The following is a 15,426-nucleotide window of genomic DNA, read 5'->3' as shown; positions in this document are numbered from 1 at the left end:
TGGTGCTGCAATCCGACGCCATTTCGGTGGACGCCACGTGCATCGGGCGCATGCCGAGGCGCTCGAACAGCTGGCGGTCGTGGTCCGTGTCCGGGTTGCCGGTGGTCAGCAGCTTTTCGCCGTAGAAGATCGAGTTCGCACCGGCGGCGAAGCACAGCGCCTGCAACTCGTCGCTCATCGTTTCGCGGCCGGCCGAGAGGCGCACCATCGAGCGCGGCATCAGGATGCGCGCGACCGCGATGCTGCGGACGAATTCGAACGGATCCAGCTCCTTCGTCCCGGCCAGCGGGGTGCCCGCGACCTGCACGAGGCGGTTGATCGGCACCGAATCCGGATGCGCGGGCAGCGTGGCGAGCGTGTGCAGCAGGCCCGCGCGTTGTTCGCGCGACTCGCCCATGCCGACGATGCCGCCGCAGCAGGTCTTCATGCCGGCGTCGCGCACGTGCGAGAGCGTGTCGAGGCGATCCTGGAATTCGCGGGTGTGGATGATCTCGCCGTAGAAATCGGGCGCGGTGTCCAGGTTGTGGTTGTAGTAGTCCAGGCCCGCGTCGCGCAGCGCGTGTGCCTGCGGCTCGGTGAGCATGCCGAGCGTGGCGCAGGTTTCCAGGCCGAGCGCCTTCACCTCGCGGATCATCGCGGCGACCTTCGGGATGTCGCGGTCCTTCGGCGAGCGCCACGCGGCGCCCATGCAGAAGCGCGAGGCACCGGCGTCGCGGGCCTGGCGGGCCTTTTCGACCACCGCCTCGGTGCTCATCAGCTTCGTGGCTTCCACGCCCGTGTGGTAGCGCGCGGCCTGCGGGCAGTAGCCGCAATCCTCGGGACAACCGCCGGTCTTCACCGACAGCAGGGTCGACACCTGCACTTCGGTCGGGTCGAAGTTCTCCCGGTGGACGCTGCCGGCGCGATGCAGCAGTTCGGTGAAGGGCAGCGCGAACAGCGCGAGCACTTCGTCGCGGGACCAATCGTTGCGCACAGGGCTGACAGCAGGCATGGGGGTTTTCCGACAGCGACGGCAGGACAGGCCGGGCAGTCTGGAAACCATGTCCCTTGCTGTCAACCAATCGCCGCTGCCGTCGGTTGACGGCCCTTCCTCCGTCCGCCGGCTGCGGGCGCGGCTGGGGTTCTGGCTGCGCAACGACGCGAGCCGGCTGCTCTGGCCCAGCCGCTGCCAGGTCTGCGAAGAGGATGGGCTGGACGGCATGGACCTCTGCGCGGCCTGCGAGCGGGACCTGCCCCGGATCCGCGCGGCCTGCCGGCGGTGCGCCTTGCCGCTGCCGGCGCCCGGGGTCTGCGGGGCGTGCCTGCGCGTGCCCTCGCCGCTGCAGGAGGTGCATGCGCCTTTCGCGTATGCCGCACCGCTGGATCGCCTGTTGCCGCGCTTCAAGTTCCACGACGACCTGGCGGCGGGGCGCTTGCTGGCGCAACTGATGAGCGAAGCATTCGCGGCCTTGCAGAAGCCCGATGCGCTGGTGCCCGTTCCACTGCACACCGGGCGGCTGCGTTCGCGCGGCTACGACCAGGCGCTGGAACTCGCGCGGCCCCTCGCACGCGCACTCGACATCCCGCTGCGCACGCGCTGGCTGGTGCGCCGGCGCGCCACGGCGCCGCAATCCGAGCGCGATGCGATGTCGCGGCGGCGCAACGTGCGCAACGCGTTCGTCGTGCGAGAAAGCGCGTGCGTCCCCCCGCATGTAGTGCTCATCGACGACGTAATGACCACCGGTGCAACGCTGCGCGCCGCCGCGCACGCACTCCGCCGCGCAGGCGCGTTGCGCGTGGATGCCTGGGTCTGCGCACGCACGCCATGACCCTCACGCACTCAGGCGGCGGGGATCACCGGCGGCACATAGGCGAGCGTCGCGCCGAGCAGCCACAACAGCCCGAGCACGAGCGGCACGTGCACGAGCAACTGCACGAACGTGTAGCCGACGATGTCTTTCGCGCGCAGGCCCAGCACACCGAGCAGGGGCAGCATCCAGAACGGATTCACCAGGTTGGGCAGTGCTTCGGCCGCGTTGTACACCTGCACCGCCCAGCCCAGGTGGAAGCGCAGGTCGTTCGCCGCCTGCATCACGTAGGGCGCTTCGATCAGCCACTTGCCGCCACCCGAAGGCACGAAGAATCCAAGCACGGCCGAATACGTGCCCATCACGAGCGCGAAGGTGTCGCGGTTCGCCACCTGCACGAACAGATCCGAAAGCCGATGCGCCAGCGTGGTGCCGTCGGCGCCTGCGGCGCCCGTGAGCATCGCGGCGATGCCGCCATACAGCGGGAACTGGATCAACACGCCCGCGGTGCCGGGCACCGCCTTGCCCACGGCGTCCAGGAAACTGCGCGGACGCCAGTGCAGCAGCAGGCCGAGCGAGAGGAAGAGCAGGTTGTAGGTGTTGAGGTCGGCGATCGCGGCAGTGAACGGACGCGAGGTGAACTCGCTGGCGAGCCAGCCGAAGGCGAGCAGCGACAGCGCGATGGTCAGCAGCGGCGTGGTTTCGAGCCAGTCACCGGGGCGGCGCGCGCTGCGCGCGGTCGGGGCAGGCGGAGGCGTTTCGGCGGGCGCACCGCGCACGGCATCACCCGTCGGCGCCGTCCACCATGCGATCGCCACCGACACCGCGATCAGCACCGTCGTGAGCGCGATCGATTGCCACAGGAAGATCGTCTGCGAGAACGGCAGCACGCCGGTGATTGCGAGCAACGCCGGCGGCATGCTCGCGGGATTGGCCTGCAACTGCGCGGCGGAGGAACTCAGGCCCATTGCCCACACCGCGCCCAGGCCCAGGTACGCGGCGGCGCCCGCGGCGCGGTAGTCCATCTGCAGCGCATCGCGCCTGGCCAGCGCGCGCACGAGCAGGCCGGCGAACACGAGCGAGAACCCCCAGCTGAGCAAGGAGGTCAGCATCGACAGCGTAGCGACAAACGCCACCGCGCCGCGTCCCGTGCGCGGAATGCGCGCGAGCGCATCGATCGCGCGCGACACCACGGGCGCGCTCGCCAGCACGTAGCCGCCGATCACGACGAACACCATCTGCATCGTGAAAGGAATCAGGCTCCAGTAGCCCTTGCCGAAAGCACCCGCGGTCTCGCGCGGCGACGCGCCGAACGCGAGCGCCACGACGGCCACGACCACCACGGCGAGCGCAGCGAACACATAGGCATCGGGGAACCAGCGCTCCGCCCAGTCGGCGCAGCGACGGGCGAAGCGCGACGGCCAGGCCTCGCGCGCCACTCAGTGGGCCTTCTGCCAGAGCGCGATCGCGATGCCCGCGAACACCGTCGCCCCGACCCATTGGTTGTGCAGGAACGCGCGGAAGCACGCCTCGCGCTCGCGATGCCGGGCAATCACGAACTCCCAGGCGACCAGCAGCGCGGCGATGCCGAGTGCGATCCAGTACGCCTGCCCCAGCGCGGCCTGGCGGCCCACCAGGAACAGCGCGAAAAAGAAGCACGCGTACAGCACGCCCTGCGCGATGAGATCGAGGTCGCCGAACAGGATCGCGGTGGACTTCGCGCCGGCGCGCAGGTCGTCGTCGCGGTCGACCATCGCGTACCAGGTGTCGTAGGCCGTCGCCCACAGGATGTTCGCGGCGTAGAGCACCCACGCGATCGGCGGCACTTCGCCGTGGATCGCGGCGAATCCCAGCGGGATGCCCCATCCGAATGCGAGCCCGAGGTACACCTGCGGCAAATAGGTATAGCGCTTGAGGTAGGGATAACTGGCGGCGAGCAGCACGCCGACGACGCTGAGATAGATCGTGAGCCGATTCATCGTCAGCACGAGGGCGAAAGCGGCCAGCATGAGGACGGCGAACACCATCAGCGCTTCGCGCCCGCGCACCGCGCCGGTGGCCAACGGCCGGTCGCGCGTGCGTTCCACCTGCGGGTCGAGCCAGCGATCGGCGTAGTCGTTGATGACGCAGCCCGCCGAGCGCGTGAGCCACACGCCGGCGCTGAAGACGATCAGGGTCCACCACGGCGGGATGCCGTCGGCAGCGATCCACAGCCCCCACCACGTCGGCCACAACAGGAGCAGCCAGCCGACCGGGCGGTCACCGCGCACCAGTTGCCAGTACAGGCCAAGGCGCACGCGCCAGGCCGGGACCGGTGGCGGGACCGGCGCGTAATCGCGTTCGTAGCTCATCGTCGTCCCCCTCCTGTGCGAGAATGCGCGCCCCGTGGGCACCCGCGGGATTCCATCGCAAAGCGCCCGTAGCTCAGCCGGATAGAGTAGTGGCTTCCGAAGCCATTGGTCGGGGGTTCGAATCCCTCCGGGCGCGCCAAACCCCCCGACTCGCGCGAATTCGGCGCTTCTGGAATAATCCGCGGCTCTTTGATTGGCTTTGCGCGGCAACGCGCACCTGGACGGATCGTGCGCAACTACGACCTCGACTTCCTCAAGAAATTCTCGATGGTGATCGGCTTCCTGGCCGCCCTCACCGTCTCGCTCATCCTGTTCGCCCACCACCTGCAGGGCCGCGTCCCGGCCGAAGTGGATCCGGCGACCGTGCAGCGCCAGCTCAACCGCATCGCGCCGGCCGGCGCGGTCTACGCGGGCCAGACCGGCGCTGCGGCGCAGGCGGCGGCCGTTGCGGCGGCGGCGGCGAAGGCCGCGTCCTCGGTCGCCTACGGCGGCACGATGGACGGCTCGGTGATCTTCAACAACCTGTGCACCGGCTGCCACACCTCGGGTGCGGGCGGCGCGCCGATGCTGACCGCGGCCGGCCTGGGCGCACGCGCCTCCAAGGGCGTCGAGACGCTGCACAAGCACGCGATCAAAGGCTTCCAGGGCACGGCGGGCGTGATGCCCCCGAAGGGCGGCAACCCGGCTCTCACCGACGACCAGGTCAAGGCCACGGTCGACTGGATGCTGGCCAACGTGAAGTAAGGCCTGCCCACCCGGCAGCCCGCGAACGCCGTCCCCCGTGGGCGGCGTTTTCGTTTACGGGAATGGAAATGCGCGGTCCCGACAGCCGCTCCGGCATCATGATGCGATGAGCACTCCCGTTCCCCCAGGCGTCGCCCCCGCGGACCAGGCCTTCCTGATCGATGGCCCCGCCGGCAAGCTCGAAGTCGGCGTCGACGTTCCGGAAGACGACGCCGCGCCGCTGCCGCTGGTCGCGGTCGTCTGCCACCCGCTGCCCACCGAGGGCGGGACGATGCACAACAAGGTCGTGACCATGGCCGCGCGCGCCCTGCGCGAATCCGGCGCGACCACGGTGCGCTTCAACTTCCGTGGCGTCGGGCGTTCGGAAGGCAGCTTCGACGAAGGCCGGGGCGAGAGCGACGACCTGCGCGCCGTCGTTGCATGGACCCGTGCGCAGCATCCGGGCAAACAGTTGTGGCTCGCCGGCTTCAGCTTCGGCGCCTATGTCACTTACAAGAACGCCGCGGACCTGCAGCCCGGCATGCTGCTGTCGATCGCGCCGCCCGTGGGACGCAGCTGGGACTTCACGGACATCGCCCATCCCCAGTGCCCGTGGCTCGTGATCCAGGGCGAAGCCGACGAAATCGTGGACGCGCAGGCAGTGAAGGCCTGGGCCGAACAGCTGAAACCGCCGCCGGAACTCGTGCTGATGCCCGAGACCAGCCACTTCTTCCACCGCAAGCTGATGGACCTGCGCGGTGCGATCAAGAGCGGCGTGCGGCCCTGGTTGCCGGGCGCATGAGCGAATCGACGATGCCATCGGCGGCCTACGCCGCCGGTGTGGCGCGAGGCGAATGGCAGGACGATCCGGCGCAGCATCCCGCGTTGCGCGAACTGGATCGGATGCACGACGCCTTGTCGCAGCCCGTCGAGGGGCGCGGGTTCTTCGGGCGCCTGTTCGGCAATGGGAATGCGACGCCTGCCGCGCCGCAAGGCCTGTACCTGTGGGGCGGCGTGGGCCGCGGCAAGACCTTCCTGATCGACCTGTTCTACGACGGTCTGCCGATCACGCAGAAGCGCCGCACGCATTTCCACCGCTTCATGCGCGAAGTGCACGAGCGGCTGCGCGCGCATGCCGGCGAACGCGATCCGCTCGCCGCGATCGCGAAGGAATGGCGCGCGTCCCTGCGCGTGCTGGTGCTCGATGAATTCTTCGTCAGCGACATCGGCGATGCGATGTTGCTCGCGCGCCTGCTCGAACGCCTGTTCGCCGAAGGCATCGCGCTGGTCACCAGCTCCAACGCCGCGCCCGCCGACCTCTACAAGGACGGCCTGCAGCGCGCGCGCTTCCTGCCGGCGATCGCGCTGGTGCAGCAGCATTGCGTCGTCGTGCACCTGGACAGCCCGCAGGACTATCGCCTGCGCGCGTTGACGCAATCACCCGTTTATCGCGCGCCGCTCGACGCGGAGTCCGATGCGTGGCTGCGCGAACGCTGGGAGGCCTTGAGCCACGGTTGCCCGCGCGAAGAAGGGCCCTTCGTCGTCGACGGCCGCACGATTGCTTCGCGCGAACTGGCCGAGGGCCTGGCCTGGTTCGATTTCGCGGCGCTCTGCGAAGGCCCGCGTGGTACGTCGGATTACATCGAACTCGCGCGCGAATGCCACACGCTGCTCCTCGGCGGCATCCCGCATTTCACGCCGCTGAAGGACGATGCCGCGCGGCGCTTCGTCAATCTCGTCGACGAGCTCTACGACCGCCACGTCAACCTGGTCTGCACCGCGGACGCCACGCCGATGCAGCTGTATTCCGGCGAACGCCTGCTCGGCGCCTTCGAGCGCACTGCATCGCGCCTGATCGAGATGCAGTCGGCCGATTACCTCGCGCTCGAACACCGCGCTTAAGCGCGGCGGCGAACGAACACCAGCCCGGCGTAGACCGCGACGAGCGCCGCGAGCGCAATGCCGATCGCAGCGAACTCCTTCTGCGTCAGCGTCATCACGATCAGCACCATCGCACCCACCGCGAGCGCCGGCACGAGTGGGCCACCGCGCAGCACGAAGGGCGCATCGCCGCGTTCGCGCAGGTCCCGGCGCTGCGCACGCCAGGCCGCCATGCTGACCAAGCCGTACACCAGGCAGATCGCGCCGCCCGAAATGAGCGCGAGCGAATCGAAGTTGCCCGCGATCGCGAGCACCCAGGCCGGCACCGCGTGCGCGACCAGCGCCCACATCGGCACGCGATGCGATTCGGTCACGCGACCGAACACGCGCGGCAGGTAACCGTCGCGGCCGAGCGCGTACACCAGGCGCGACGTGCCGAGCAGGTTGCCCATCATGAAGCCCGTCATCGAAATGCAGGCGGTGATGAGGAAGATCACGCGCGCCGGCGTCCACAACGCGGCTGCCGTGTCGGCGACGGGCACGCTGCTCTTGCCCAGGCCCGCGCCGAGGACGCCCTGGCCGACGATCTGCAGGCCGAGATACAGCAGCACGACCAGCAGGATCGCCGCGACCGTCGCACGCGGCACGTTGCGCGAAGGATCGCGCAGTTCGCCGGAGGGCACGAGCGCGGTTTCCATGCCGGAGTACGCGAACATCACCAGCGCCATCGACGCGCCGAGCGCACTCCACGAAGGCACGTCGCCGACCGCGAAGCTCACCTGGCTCCAGTCCACGAACCAGATGCCGATGGCGGCGAGCAGGAACAGCGGTGTGAGTTTCAGCGCCGCCAGCGCGACGATCGCGCGCGCACCGAGCTTCACGCCGAACGCATTCAGCGCGAACAACGCGCCGTACACGCCCGTGATCAGCAACGCACGCGGCAGCGCCGGTGCGAAGGCCGGCACGAGGTTGGCGACCTGTTCCGACAAGGCCGCGGCGACGCCCGCGCTCGAGGTGATGTTGCTGATCCACATCAGCGCGCCCGCGATGAAGCCGGCGAACTGGCCGAAGGTGGCCGTCAGGTAGGTGTAGGGGCCGCCCGTGGCGAGCACGCGGCTGCCGACCGCGGCGAAGCACAGCGCGATCGGGATGATCGCGATCGCGCCGGCGATCAGCGCCAGGGGCGCGGCCATGCCGACCTGCGTCGACAGCGACGCGGGCATGCGGAAGATGCCGCCGCCGATGATCACGTTGATGACGGCGGCCGTCAGCGCGAACGTGCCGACGGCACGGATGAGTGCGGCTTCCCCTTGCATGGTGGCGCGTGGTGCGTGCATCGGCTGATCCATCGCTGTCTCCCCTGGTCGGCCGAGCGTCGCATGCCCGCGCCGTGAACGCGAGTCCCGTCCGGCTGGTCACGCGGGGGTCCGTAGAATGGCCGCCATGACTTCGCACGAACTCCCGCTCGGCCGCCCCGTCGACTATCCGCGCCATTACGACCCGGGCCTGTTGTTCCCGATCGCCCGCACGATCGGGCGCACCGCGCTCGCCCTGCCCGAGGGTGCGCCGCTACCGTTTGCAGGCCATGATCGCTGGCACGCGTACGAGTTGTCCTGGCTCGACGCGCGCGGCAAACCCGTCGTGCAGGTCGCGACGTTCACCGTGCCCGCCGCTTCGCCGAACCTGGTCGAATCCAAATCGCTGAAGCTCTATCTCAACTCGTTCAACGCGACGCACATGGACAGCGCGGACGAAGTGCGCGCACGCATCGCAGGCGATCTGTCGAAGGCGGCAGGTGCACCGGTCGACGTGCGTTTCGGTTTGCCGCCGATGGTCGGCGACGACGCGGGCGTCGTGGACCTGGATGCGCAGGACATCGCGATCGACGACTACGGTCCGCCGAAGGCCGCTTATCTGTCGTGCGGAGATGACATCGTCGAGCAACGCCTGCGCTCGGCCCTGCTCAAGTCGAACTGCCCCGTCACCGGCCAACCCGACTGGGCCGAAGTGCGCATCGACTATCGCGGCCCGCGCATCGATCCGGCGGGACTGCTGCGCTACCTCGTGAGTTTCCGCGACCACGCCGAGTTCCACGAGCAATGCGTCGAACGCATCCACGTCGACCTGATGACACATTGCCGTCCCGAACGCCTGTCGGTCGAAGCGCTGTACACGCGACGCGGCGGACTCGACATCAATCCGTGGCGCGCCACGCCCGGATTCGCGCCACCCACTGCGGTGCGCGCGCTGCGCCAATGATCCGGTGAAGCAGCCTTAACGCGGCACGTGCTTCCCTGCGGCGTCCCCGGCCGCCCCCGCGCCGGGGGGAGCCCCCTCCATGAGCAACGAAAAAAAGCCCGACTTCAGCGGCGTGCAGGGCACGGTGCGCGGCACGGAAGGCGTGATTCCCGAGAAGCCCGACTTCAGCGGCGTGACCGGGACCGTGCGCGGAGAAGGCCTGGCACCCGAAGGCACGACCTACACCGTGCAGAAAGGCGACACGCTCTCGCACATTGCGAAGGCGCACTACGGCCGCGCGAACAAATGGAACGCGATCTTCGAAGCGAACCGCGACCAGCTCGACGACCCGGACCGCATCCAGCCTGGCCAGGTCCTGAAGATCCCCGCCATCGACCTCGACGGCGACGGCGCGCCCGACGCGCCGCATTGAACGCCTCCCCATCGCCCACGTTTCGCAGGAGCCCTGCCATGAATCGCATTCGCCTGATCGCCGTTCCCGCCGCCGTCGCGTTGTGCGCCGTGCTCGCGGTCGCCGGCTGCAAGAAGAAGGAAGCCGAAGCACCGGTGGTCGCCACGCCGCCGCCCGCGGCCACGGTCGCGGCGCCGCCGCCGATGATGACGCCCGCGCCCATCGCTGCGAGCGTCACCTCCGTCGACCTCGGCAATGCCGCCGGCGCCGACATGAAGATCGCCACGCCGATGACCACCTTCGGCGCGAAGGACAAGATCATCGCCGCGGTCGGCACGCGCGCCGGCGCCGCTGCAACGCCCGCGAAGATCGGCGCGCGCTGGACGCACGTCGACAGCAACCAGACCGTCAACGAAGAGTCCCGCGACGTGCAGCTCCAGGGCGACCAGGCCTGGGACTTCGAGATCACCAACAGCAAGCCGTGGCCGACCGGCAAGTACAAGGTGGAAGTCATGCTGGATGGCAGCGTGGTGCAGACGCGCGAGTTCGACGTGAAGTAAGCGCACCCTGTCGGAGCAACGAATGGGCGCGGCCCCCGGGTCGCGCCCATTTTCATTGCTGCTCAGTTGCGCTTTCCGAACGCAGCCGTACGGGCTGCAGCGCCATCCGCCGCTGCCGCAGTAGCCCCGGCGCGCAGGAACCGCGAAAATGGCGGACCCTGCGCGCGGCGGCTCTCCCCGCGCGCCCACCACCCTGCAGGCAGCGCGCGCATGTCGAACACCCCGAAGATCCTCTACACGCTCACCGACGAAGCGCCGTTCCTGGCGACGCAGTCCTTCCTCCCGATCGTCGCCGCCTACACGAAGACCGCGGGCATCGACGTCGAAACGCGCGACATCTCGCTCGCCGGCCGCATCCTCTCGCAGTTCGCCGACGTGCTCCCCGCGAACCAGCGCATCAACGACGACCTCGCCGAACTCGGCGCGCTCGCCACCACGCCCGAAGCCAACATCATCAAGCTGCCGAACATCAGCGCCTCGGTGCCGCAGCTGAAGGCCGCGATCAAGGAACTGCAGCAGCAGGGTTACGCGCTGCCGAACTATCCGGACGAACCGAAGGACGACCGCGAAGCCGACTTCAAGGCGCGCTACGACCGCGTCAAGGGCAGCGCCGTGAATCCCGTGCTGCGCGAAGGCAACTCCGATCGCCGCGCACCGCTGTCGGTGAAGCAGTACGCGCGCAAGCATCCGCACAAGATGGGCGCGTGGGTGAAGGATTCGGCTTCGCACGTCTCGCACATGGACGCCGGCGATTTCTACGGCAGCGAGAAGTCCGCGACGATTGACAAGCCGGGTGCGCTGCGCATCGAGTTCGTCGGTGCCGATGGCGGCACCAAGATGCTCAAGGACAAGGTGAAGGTGCAGGCCGGCGAGATCGTCGATGGCGCCGCCATGAACCACAAGGCGCTCTCGCGCTTCGTCGATGCGCAGATCGAGGATGCGCGCGCGAAGGGCGTGCTGTTCTCGCTGCACCTGAAGGCCACGATGATGAAGGTCTCCGACCCCATCATGTTCGGCGTGGTCGTCGACCGCTTCTATCGCGACGTGCTCGCGCGCCATGAAGGTGCGCTGGTGCAGGCCGGCTTCGACCCCAACAACGGCATCGGCGACCTCTACGCGCGCCTGCCCTCGCTGCCGGAAGACCTGCGCACGATGATCGAAGCCGACATCGCCAACGAGTACAAGGCGCGCCCCGGCCTGGCGATGGTGAACTCGGACAAGGGCATCACCAACCTGCACGTGCCGAGCGACGTCATCGTCGACGCTTCGATGCCCGCGATGATCCGCGACTCCGGCCGCATGTGGAACGCGAAGGGCGAGCTGCAGGACACGAAGGCGGTGATCCCCGATCGCTGCTACGCCGGCATCTACCAGGCGGTCATCGAAGACTGCAAGGTCAACGGCGCCTTCGATCCGGCCACGATGGGCAGCGTGCCCAACGTCGGCCTCATGGCGCAGAAGGCCGAGGAATACGGCTCGCACGACAAGACCTTCCAGATCGAACACGACGGCACCGTGCGCGTGGTCGACGAGAGCGGCAAGGTCGTGCTCGAACACACGGTGGAAGCCGGCGACATCTGGCGCATGTGCCAGACCAAGGACGCGCCGATCCGCGATTGGGTGAAGCTCGCCGTGTCGCGCGCGCGCCTGTCGCATACGCCGGCGGTGTTCTGGCTCGACAAGGCGCGTGCGCACGACGCGCAGGTGCTGGCGAAGGTCGAGACGTATCTGAAGGACCACGACACCAGCGGCCTGGACATCCGCGTGCTCGCACCGGTGGATGCGATGACGCATTCGCTCGCGCGCATCCGCCGCGGCGAAGACACGATCTCCGTCACCGGCAACGTACTGCGCGATTACCTGACGGACCTGTTCCCGATCATGGAACTCGGCACCAGCGCGAAGATGCTGTCGGTCGTGCCGCTGATGGCCGGTGGTGGCCTGTTCGAAACCGGCGCGGGCGGTTCGGCGCCGAAGCACGTGCAGCAGTTCGTGGTCGAGGATTACCTGCGCTGGGATTCGCTCGGCGAGTTCCTCGCGCTGGCGGCTTCGCTCGAGCACCTCGCGGAAACCAACCACAACGCGAAGGCCAAGGTGCTGGCCGATGCGCTGGATGCGGCGAACGCGAAGTTCCTCGACGAGAACAAGTCGCCCGGCCGCAAGCTCGGCACGCTCGACAACCGCGGCAGCCACTTCTACCTGGCGATGTACTGGGCGCTGGCGCTGGCCGCACAGAACGACGATGCCGCGCTGAAGGCGACGTTCGCGCCGCTGGCGAAGGCGCTGGCGGACAACGAAGCGAAGATCGTGGAAGAACTCAACGCCGTGCAGGGCAAGGCCGTGGACATCGGCGGCTACTACAAGCCGGACGTGGCGCTGCTGGCGAAGGCGATGCGTCCGAGCGCGACGTTCAACGCGGCGCTCGGCAAGCTCGGCGCCTGATCGAAACATCCGGGCGCGGCGCAAGGCCGCGCCCGGTTTGACTCAGCAATGCGCCATGCGCGCGGCGTGGGCGGGCTTCGCCTTCACGCGCGGCGCGTACACGACGGCGTCGTCGGCTTCGTCTTCCACGCGCTTGCCGAACACACGCTGCGACGCAACGTCGTTGCCGTAGGTCGGCCCGAAGGCGAGCTCGTCGTCTTCGCCGACGCGCAGGCTGATGGATTCCAGGCCGCCCAGCAGCCACAGGCTCTTGAACAGGTTCATGGTGCCCTCCGAGGGGCGTTCCGGCGTTGCTTCGGGCTGTTCCGAGGCGAGTTCGGCGCCGAGCCGGGGGTCGGCGACGTGGCCGTTGAGGAACAGCAGATCCTTGAACAGACGAGTGGTTTCGTTGCGCATGGGACAGCTCCCTTCTTGAGTGGAATGAAAGATAGAGGCATCCTCGACCCCTGAAAATCGCAAAGTTGGCAAGCCAGCTTTCAATTCCATTCAAGTCGGAGGCGCCGTGATCCGCCCACCGCTGCATGCCCTGCAGGGCTTCGTCGCCACCGCCCGCTTGGGCAACCTCTCCCGCGCGGCCGAGTCGATGCACCTGACCATCAGCGCGCTGAGCCACCAGATCCGCGGGCTCGAGGAGCGCCTCGGCCAACGCCTGTTCGTGCGCAATCCGCGCGGCGTGGAACTCACCGCCGATGGCCAGCAGTTGTTCGATCGCGTGGCCGAACACCTCGATGCGATCGAACATGCGCTGCGTCCGTTCGGTGCAAGTCGCGACGAGAAGCTGACGCTCACGCTGATGCCCTCGTTCGCGACGAGCTGGCTCGTGCCGCGCCTGCCCGCCTTCCTCGCGGCGCATCCGCAATTGGAGATCAACCTGCAGTCGACGATCCGCGTCGTCGATTTCGAGCGCGACACCGACATCGATGCAGGCCTGCGCTATGGCCCGGGGCAATGGCCGGGCCTGGAATCCGTGCACCTGTTCGACGATTACCTGACGCCGATCGCGAGCCCCGCGCTGATCGAACGCCTCGGCCGCCCCACGCTGGAAACGCTCGGCGATTTCCCCTTGCTCGGTGCACCGGGCGGGCGCTGGAGCGATTGGTTCGCGCGCTTCGGCGGCAAGGCGCCGCGGCGTTACGTGGCGAACTTCGACGACTCCGAAACCCTGCACCGCGCCGCCATCGAAGGCATGGGCATCGTGCTCGGCCGGCTCACGCTGGCCTGGCCCCTGATCGACGCCAACCGCCTGCAGCTGTTGTTCGACGAACGCCTGAAGGCTGATTTCAGCCACTTCCTGGTGTATCCGCCGAGGTCCCGCGCGCACCGGGGGCTGGGGGTGTTCAAGGCCTGGGTGCTCGAGGAGGCCGCGCGCTACCAGGCCGCGCAAACTTGAACCGGCCGGCGTTACCCTGACGCCCCCATCGACGGAGTCGCCCCATGGCACGCATGCCTTACGCACGTTCGTTGTCGCTCGCCCTCGCCGTTTCGCTGATCGCCGCCTGCGCCTCCTCGGGTGGCAGCGGTGCGACTTCGTCCGCCTCGGCGTCCGCATCGGCGGAGGGCGGCGTGGCCAGTGCGAGTTCGTCCTCCGGCGCCATGGTGACCAACGCCACCGGCGTCTCGCTCGACGAGGCCATCGGCGGAAGCTGGCGCACGCCGAACAACGTCGCGCGCGACAAGTACCGCCATCCGAAGGACATGCTCACGTTCTTCGGCGTCAACGCGGACGAGACCGTCATCGAGATCACGCCCGGCGGCGGCTGGTGGACCGAGATCCTGTCGCCGTACCTGCGCGACAACGGGCATTACGTGGCCGCCGTGTGGGACGACAACATCGCGGGCCAGCCGAAGTATCGCTACGACCTCAACAAGCAGTTGCGCGAAAAGATCGCGGGCAACGCCGCCGAATACGGCAAGAGCGAAGTGCGGATCTTCGATGCGAAGAACCCCTCGTTCGGCCCCGCGGGTTCGGCCGACGTCGTGCTGACGTTCCGCAACGCGCACAACTGGGTCGAGGACGGCAACGCGGAGGCCTATTTCAAGGCGTTCTACGACGTGCTCAAGCCGGGCGGCACGCTGGGCTTCGAGGACCATCGCGCCAAGCCGGGCACCGACCTGCCCACGCAGATCAAGACCGGTTATCTCACCGAAGACCTGGTGATCAAGTACGCGCAGGATGCGGGCTTCAAGCTGGAAGCGAAGAGCGAAGTCAACGCGAACCCGCTGGACACCAAGGACCATCCGAACGGTGTGTGGACGCTGCCGCCCACCAACCAGCACGACGCCAAGGACGATGCGAAGTACAAGGCGATCGGCGAAAGCGATCGCATGACGCTGCGCTTCGTGAAGCCGACGAAGTAAGCGCTGCGACCGGCGGCACCGCGGATGCTGATTGCGTTCAACAAACCCTACGGGGTGCTGTCGCAATTCACCGATCGCAGCGTGCCGCCGCGGCCGACCCTGGCCACGTTCGGCCTGCCGCCCGGCGTATACGCCGCCGGGCGGTTGGATGCGGATTCCGAAGGCCTGTTGTTGTTGACCGACGACGGGCCGCTCGCGCATCGCCTGAGCGATCCGCGGCACAAGCAACCCAAGACCTACTGGGTGCAGGTGGAAGGCTCGCCCACCGACGACATGCTCGCCCGGTTGCGCGCAGGCGTGATGCTCAACGACGGACCGACCTTGCCGGCGGAGGCGACGCTCCTGCCTCCGCCCGCGTTGTGGCCGCGCGATCCGCCGGTGCGGTTCCGCAAGACCGTGCCCGATGCATGGATCGCGCTGACGATCACGGAAGGACGCAATCGCCAGGTGCGTCGGATGACCGCTGCGGTGGGGCTTCCCACGTTGAGACTGGTACGGGTGGCGGTCGGCCCCCATCGGATCGAGGGGCTCGCGCCGGGCACATGGCGCAAGATTGGATGAACCGTTCAGTCCTGAGGGGCGTTATGAGAGCGCCGTCAAGACGATTCTGATAACTTTCCCGCCTATTCATGTTTCACGGCGAGACGGATTTCGCCGACCGGGACCGGGACCGA

15 protein-coding genes, 1 tRNA gene and 1 pseudogene are annotated in these 15,426 nt (G+C 68.3%); 12 read left to right on the top strand and 5 right to left on the bottom strand.

Annotated features, from left to right (window positions below; all coding sequences use genetic code 11):
- Positions 1-40 precede the first annotated feature (40 nt).
- Positions 41-991: pseudogene (bioB, locus tag LVB87_RS04715) on the bottom strand (biotin synthase BioB); the annotation flags it as partial.
- A 208-nt stretch (positions 992-1,199) separates the two neighbouring features.
- On the opposite strand from bioB, the gene LVB87_RS04710 reads away from it, so the two are divergent.
- On the top strand, positions 1,200-1,808 hold the full coding sequence (locus LVB87_RS04710) for a ComF family protein (protein ID WP_232900457.1): 609 nt from the start codon (positions 1,200-1,202) through the stop codon (positions 1,806-1,808).
- 11 nt (positions 1,809-1,819) lie between these two features.
- On the opposite strand, the gene LVB87_RS04705 is transcribed toward LVB87_RS04710, so the two are convergent.
- The gene (locus LVB87_RS04705) at positions 1,820-3,226 is read right to left on the bottom strand and encodes a TIGR00366 family protein (RefSeq protein ID WP_232899756.1); all 1,407 of its coding nucleotides are present in this window, start codon (positions 3,224-3,226) and stop codon (positions 1,820-1,822) included.
- Entirely contained in the window at positions 3,227-4,138 is a 912-nt protein-coding gene (gene ubiA, locus LVB87_RS04700; RefSeq protein ID WP_232899755.1) for a 4-hydroxybenzoate octaprenyltransferase, read from the bottom strand.
- A 62-nt stretch (positions 4,139-4,200) separates the two neighbouring features.
- Here ubiA and LVB87_RS04695 point away from each other — a divergent pair.
- The 4 genes from LVB87_RS04695 (at position 4,201) to zapE (ending at position 6,763) form a co-directional block, all read left to right on the top strand.
- Positions 4,201-4,277, top strand: a tRNA-Arg gene (locus LVB87_RS04695).
- Between the two features lie 89 nt (positions 4,278-4,366).
- Positions 4,367-4,882, top strand: a complete 516-nt coding sequence (locus tag LVB87_RS04690) for a c-type cytochrome (RefSeq protein ID WP_232899754.1) — start codon at positions 4,367-4,369, stop codon at positions 4,880-4,882.
- A 106-nt stretch (positions 4,883-4,988) separates the two neighbouring features.
- Positions 4,989-5,663 (top strand): alpha/beta fold hydrolase, encoded by a 675-nt coding sequence (locus tag LVB87_RS04685; RefSeq protein ID WP_232899753.1) that lies wholly within the window; start codon positions 4,989-4,991, stop codon positions 5,661-5,663.
- Entirely contained in the window at positions 5,660-6,763 is a 1,104-nt protein-coding gene (gene zapE / locus LVB87_RS04680) for a cell division protein ZapE (protein WP_232899752.1), read from the top strand. The genes LVB87_RS04685 and zapE overlap by 4 nt, the downstream gene beginning before the upstream one ends.
- Here the strand turns inward: zapE and LVB87_RS04675 are convergent.
- A complete protein-coding gene (locus tag LVB87_RS04675; RefSeq protein WP_232899751.1) occupies positions 6,760-8,091 on the bottom strand; it encodes an APC family permease in 1,332 nt (443 codons plus the stop codon). The genes zapE and LVB87_RS04675 overlap by 4 nt on opposite strands.
- Before the next feature lie 94 nt (positions 8,092-8,185).
- On the opposite strand from LVB87_RS04675, the gene queF reads away from it, so the two are divergent.
- The 4 genes from queF to LVB87_RS04655 all read left to right on the top strand — a co-directional run bounded on the left by queF (position 8,186) and on the right by LVB87_RS04655 (position 12,394).
- Positions 8,186-9,001 carry an NADPH-dependent 7-cyano-7-deazaguanine reductase QueF gene (queF, locus tag LVB87_RS04670; RefSeq protein WP_232899750.1) on the top strand — a complete coding sequence of 272 codons (816 nt, stop codon included), beginning with the start codon at positions 8,186-8,188 and terminating at the stop codon, positions 8,999-9,001.
- Between the two features lie 79 nt (positions 9,002-9,080).
- The gene (locus tag LVB87_RS04665; protein WP_232899749.1) at positions 9,081-9,413 is read left to right on the top strand and encodes a LysM peptidoglycan-binding domain-containing protein; all 333 of its coding nucleotides are present in this window, start codon (positions 9,081-9,083) and stop codon (positions 9,411-9,413) included.
- A gap of 38 nt (positions 9,414-9,451) precedes the next feature.
- On the top strand, positions 9,452-9,952 hold the full coding sequence (locus tag LVB87_RS04660) for a hypothetical protein (protein WP_232899748.1): 501 nt from the start codon (positions 9,452-9,454) through the stop codon (positions 9,950-9,952).
- Between the two features lie 210 nt (positions 9,953-10,162).
- Positions 10,163-12,394, top strand: a complete 2,232-nt coding sequence (locus tag LVB87_RS04655) for an NADP-dependent isocitrate dehydrogenase (protein WP_232899747.1) — start codon at positions 10,163-10,165, stop codon at positions 12,392-12,394.
- A 42-nt stretch (positions 12,395-12,436) separates the two neighbouring features.
- Here LVB87_RS04655 and LVB87_RS04650 read toward each other — a convergent pair whose 3' ends face one another.
- Positions 12,437-12,790: a hypothetical protein gene (locus tag LVB87_RS04650; RefSeq protein WP_232899746.1), complete on the bottom strand. Its 354-nt coding sequence runs from the start codon at positions 12,788-12,790 to the stop codon at positions 12,437-12,439.
- A 106-nt stretch (positions 12,791-12,896) separates the two neighbouring features.
- On the opposite strand from LVB87_RS04650, the gene LVB87_RS04645 reads away from it, so the two are divergent.
- From LVB87_RS04645 to LVB87_RS04635, 3 genes are read left to right on the top strand one after another with little or no spacing between them, the layout of a single operon-like run.
- Positions 12,897-13,784, top strand: coding sequence for a LysR substrate-binding domain-containing protein (locus LVB87_RS04645; RefSeq protein WP_232899745.1), 888 nt, complete (start codon positions 12,897-12,899; stop codon positions 13,782-13,784).
- 44 nt (positions 13,785-13,828) lie between these two features.
- Complete coding sequence (locus LVB87_RS04640; RefSeq protein ID WP_232899744.1) at positions 13,829-14,752, top strand: methyltransferase; 924 nt, start codon at positions 13,829-13,831, stop codon at positions 14,750-14,752.
- A 24-nt stretch (positions 14,753-14,776) separates the two neighbouring features.
- Complete coding sequence (locus LVB87_RS04635) at positions 14,777-15,313, top strand: pseudouridine synthase (RefSeq protein WP_232899743.1); 537 nt, start codon at positions 14,777-14,779, stop codon at positions 15,311-15,313.
- The last annotated feature ends 113 nt before the right edge of the window (positions 15,314-15,426 follow it).

Origin of the sequence: Lysobacter sp. KIS68-7 (assembly GCF_021284745.1) — a bacterium.
GTDB lineage: Bacteria > Pseudomonadota > Gammaproteobacteria > Xanthomonadales > Xanthomonadaceae > Noviluteimonas.
This window is presented reverse-complemented; position numbering and strand designations above follow the sequence as displayed.

Bases quoted from the DNA above. Each gene is read 5' to 3' on its own strand.
- LVB87_RS04710 (WP_232900457.1), top strand. From the start codon at position 1,200: ATGGACCTCTGCGCGGCCTGCGAGCGGGACCTGCCCCGGATCCGCGCG.
- ubiA (WP_232899755.1), bottom strand. From the start codon at position 4,138: ATGAGCTACGAACGCGATTACGCGCCGGTCCCGCCACCGGTCCCGGCC.
- LVB87_RS04685 (WP_232899753.1), top strand. From the start codon at position 4,989: ATGAGCACTCCCGTTCCCCCAGGCGTCGCCCCCGCGGACCAGGCCTTC.
- zapE (WP_232899752.1), top strand. From the start codon at position 5,660: ATGAGCGAATCGACGATGCCATCGGCGGCCTACGCCGCCGGTGTGGCG.
- LVB87_RS04675 (WP_232899751.1), bottom strand. From the start codon at position 8,091: ATGGATCAGCCGATGCACGCACCACGCGCCACCATGCAAGGGGAAGCC.
- queF (WP_232899750.1), top strand. From the start codon at position 8,186: ATGACTTCGCACGAACTCCCGCTCGGCCGCCCCGTCGACTATCCGCGC.
- LVB87_RS04665 (WP_232899749.1), top strand. From the start codon at position 9,081: ATGAGCAACGAAAAAAAGCCCGACTTCAGCGGCGTGCAGGGCACGGTG.
- LVB87_RS04660 (WP_232899748.1), top strand. From the start codon at position 9,452: ATGAATCGCATTCGCCTGATCGCCGTTCCCGCCGCCGTCGCGTTGTGC.
- LVB87_RS04655 (WP_232899747.1), top strand. From the start codon at position 10,163: ATGTCGAACACCCCGAAGATCCTCTACACGCTCACCGACGAAGCGCCG.
- LVB87_RS04650 (WP_232899746.1), bottom strand. From the start codon at position 12,790: ATGCGCAACGAAACCACTCGTCTGTTCAAGGATCTGCTGTTCCTCAAC.
- LVB87_RS04640 (WP_232899744.1), top strand. From the start codon at position 13,829: ATGGCACGCATGCCTTACGCACGTTCGTTGTCGCTCGCCCTCGCCGTT.
- LVB87_RS04635 (WP_232899743.1), top strand. From the start codon at position 14,777: ATGCTGATTGCGTTCAACAAACCCTACGGGGTGCTGTCGCAATTCACC.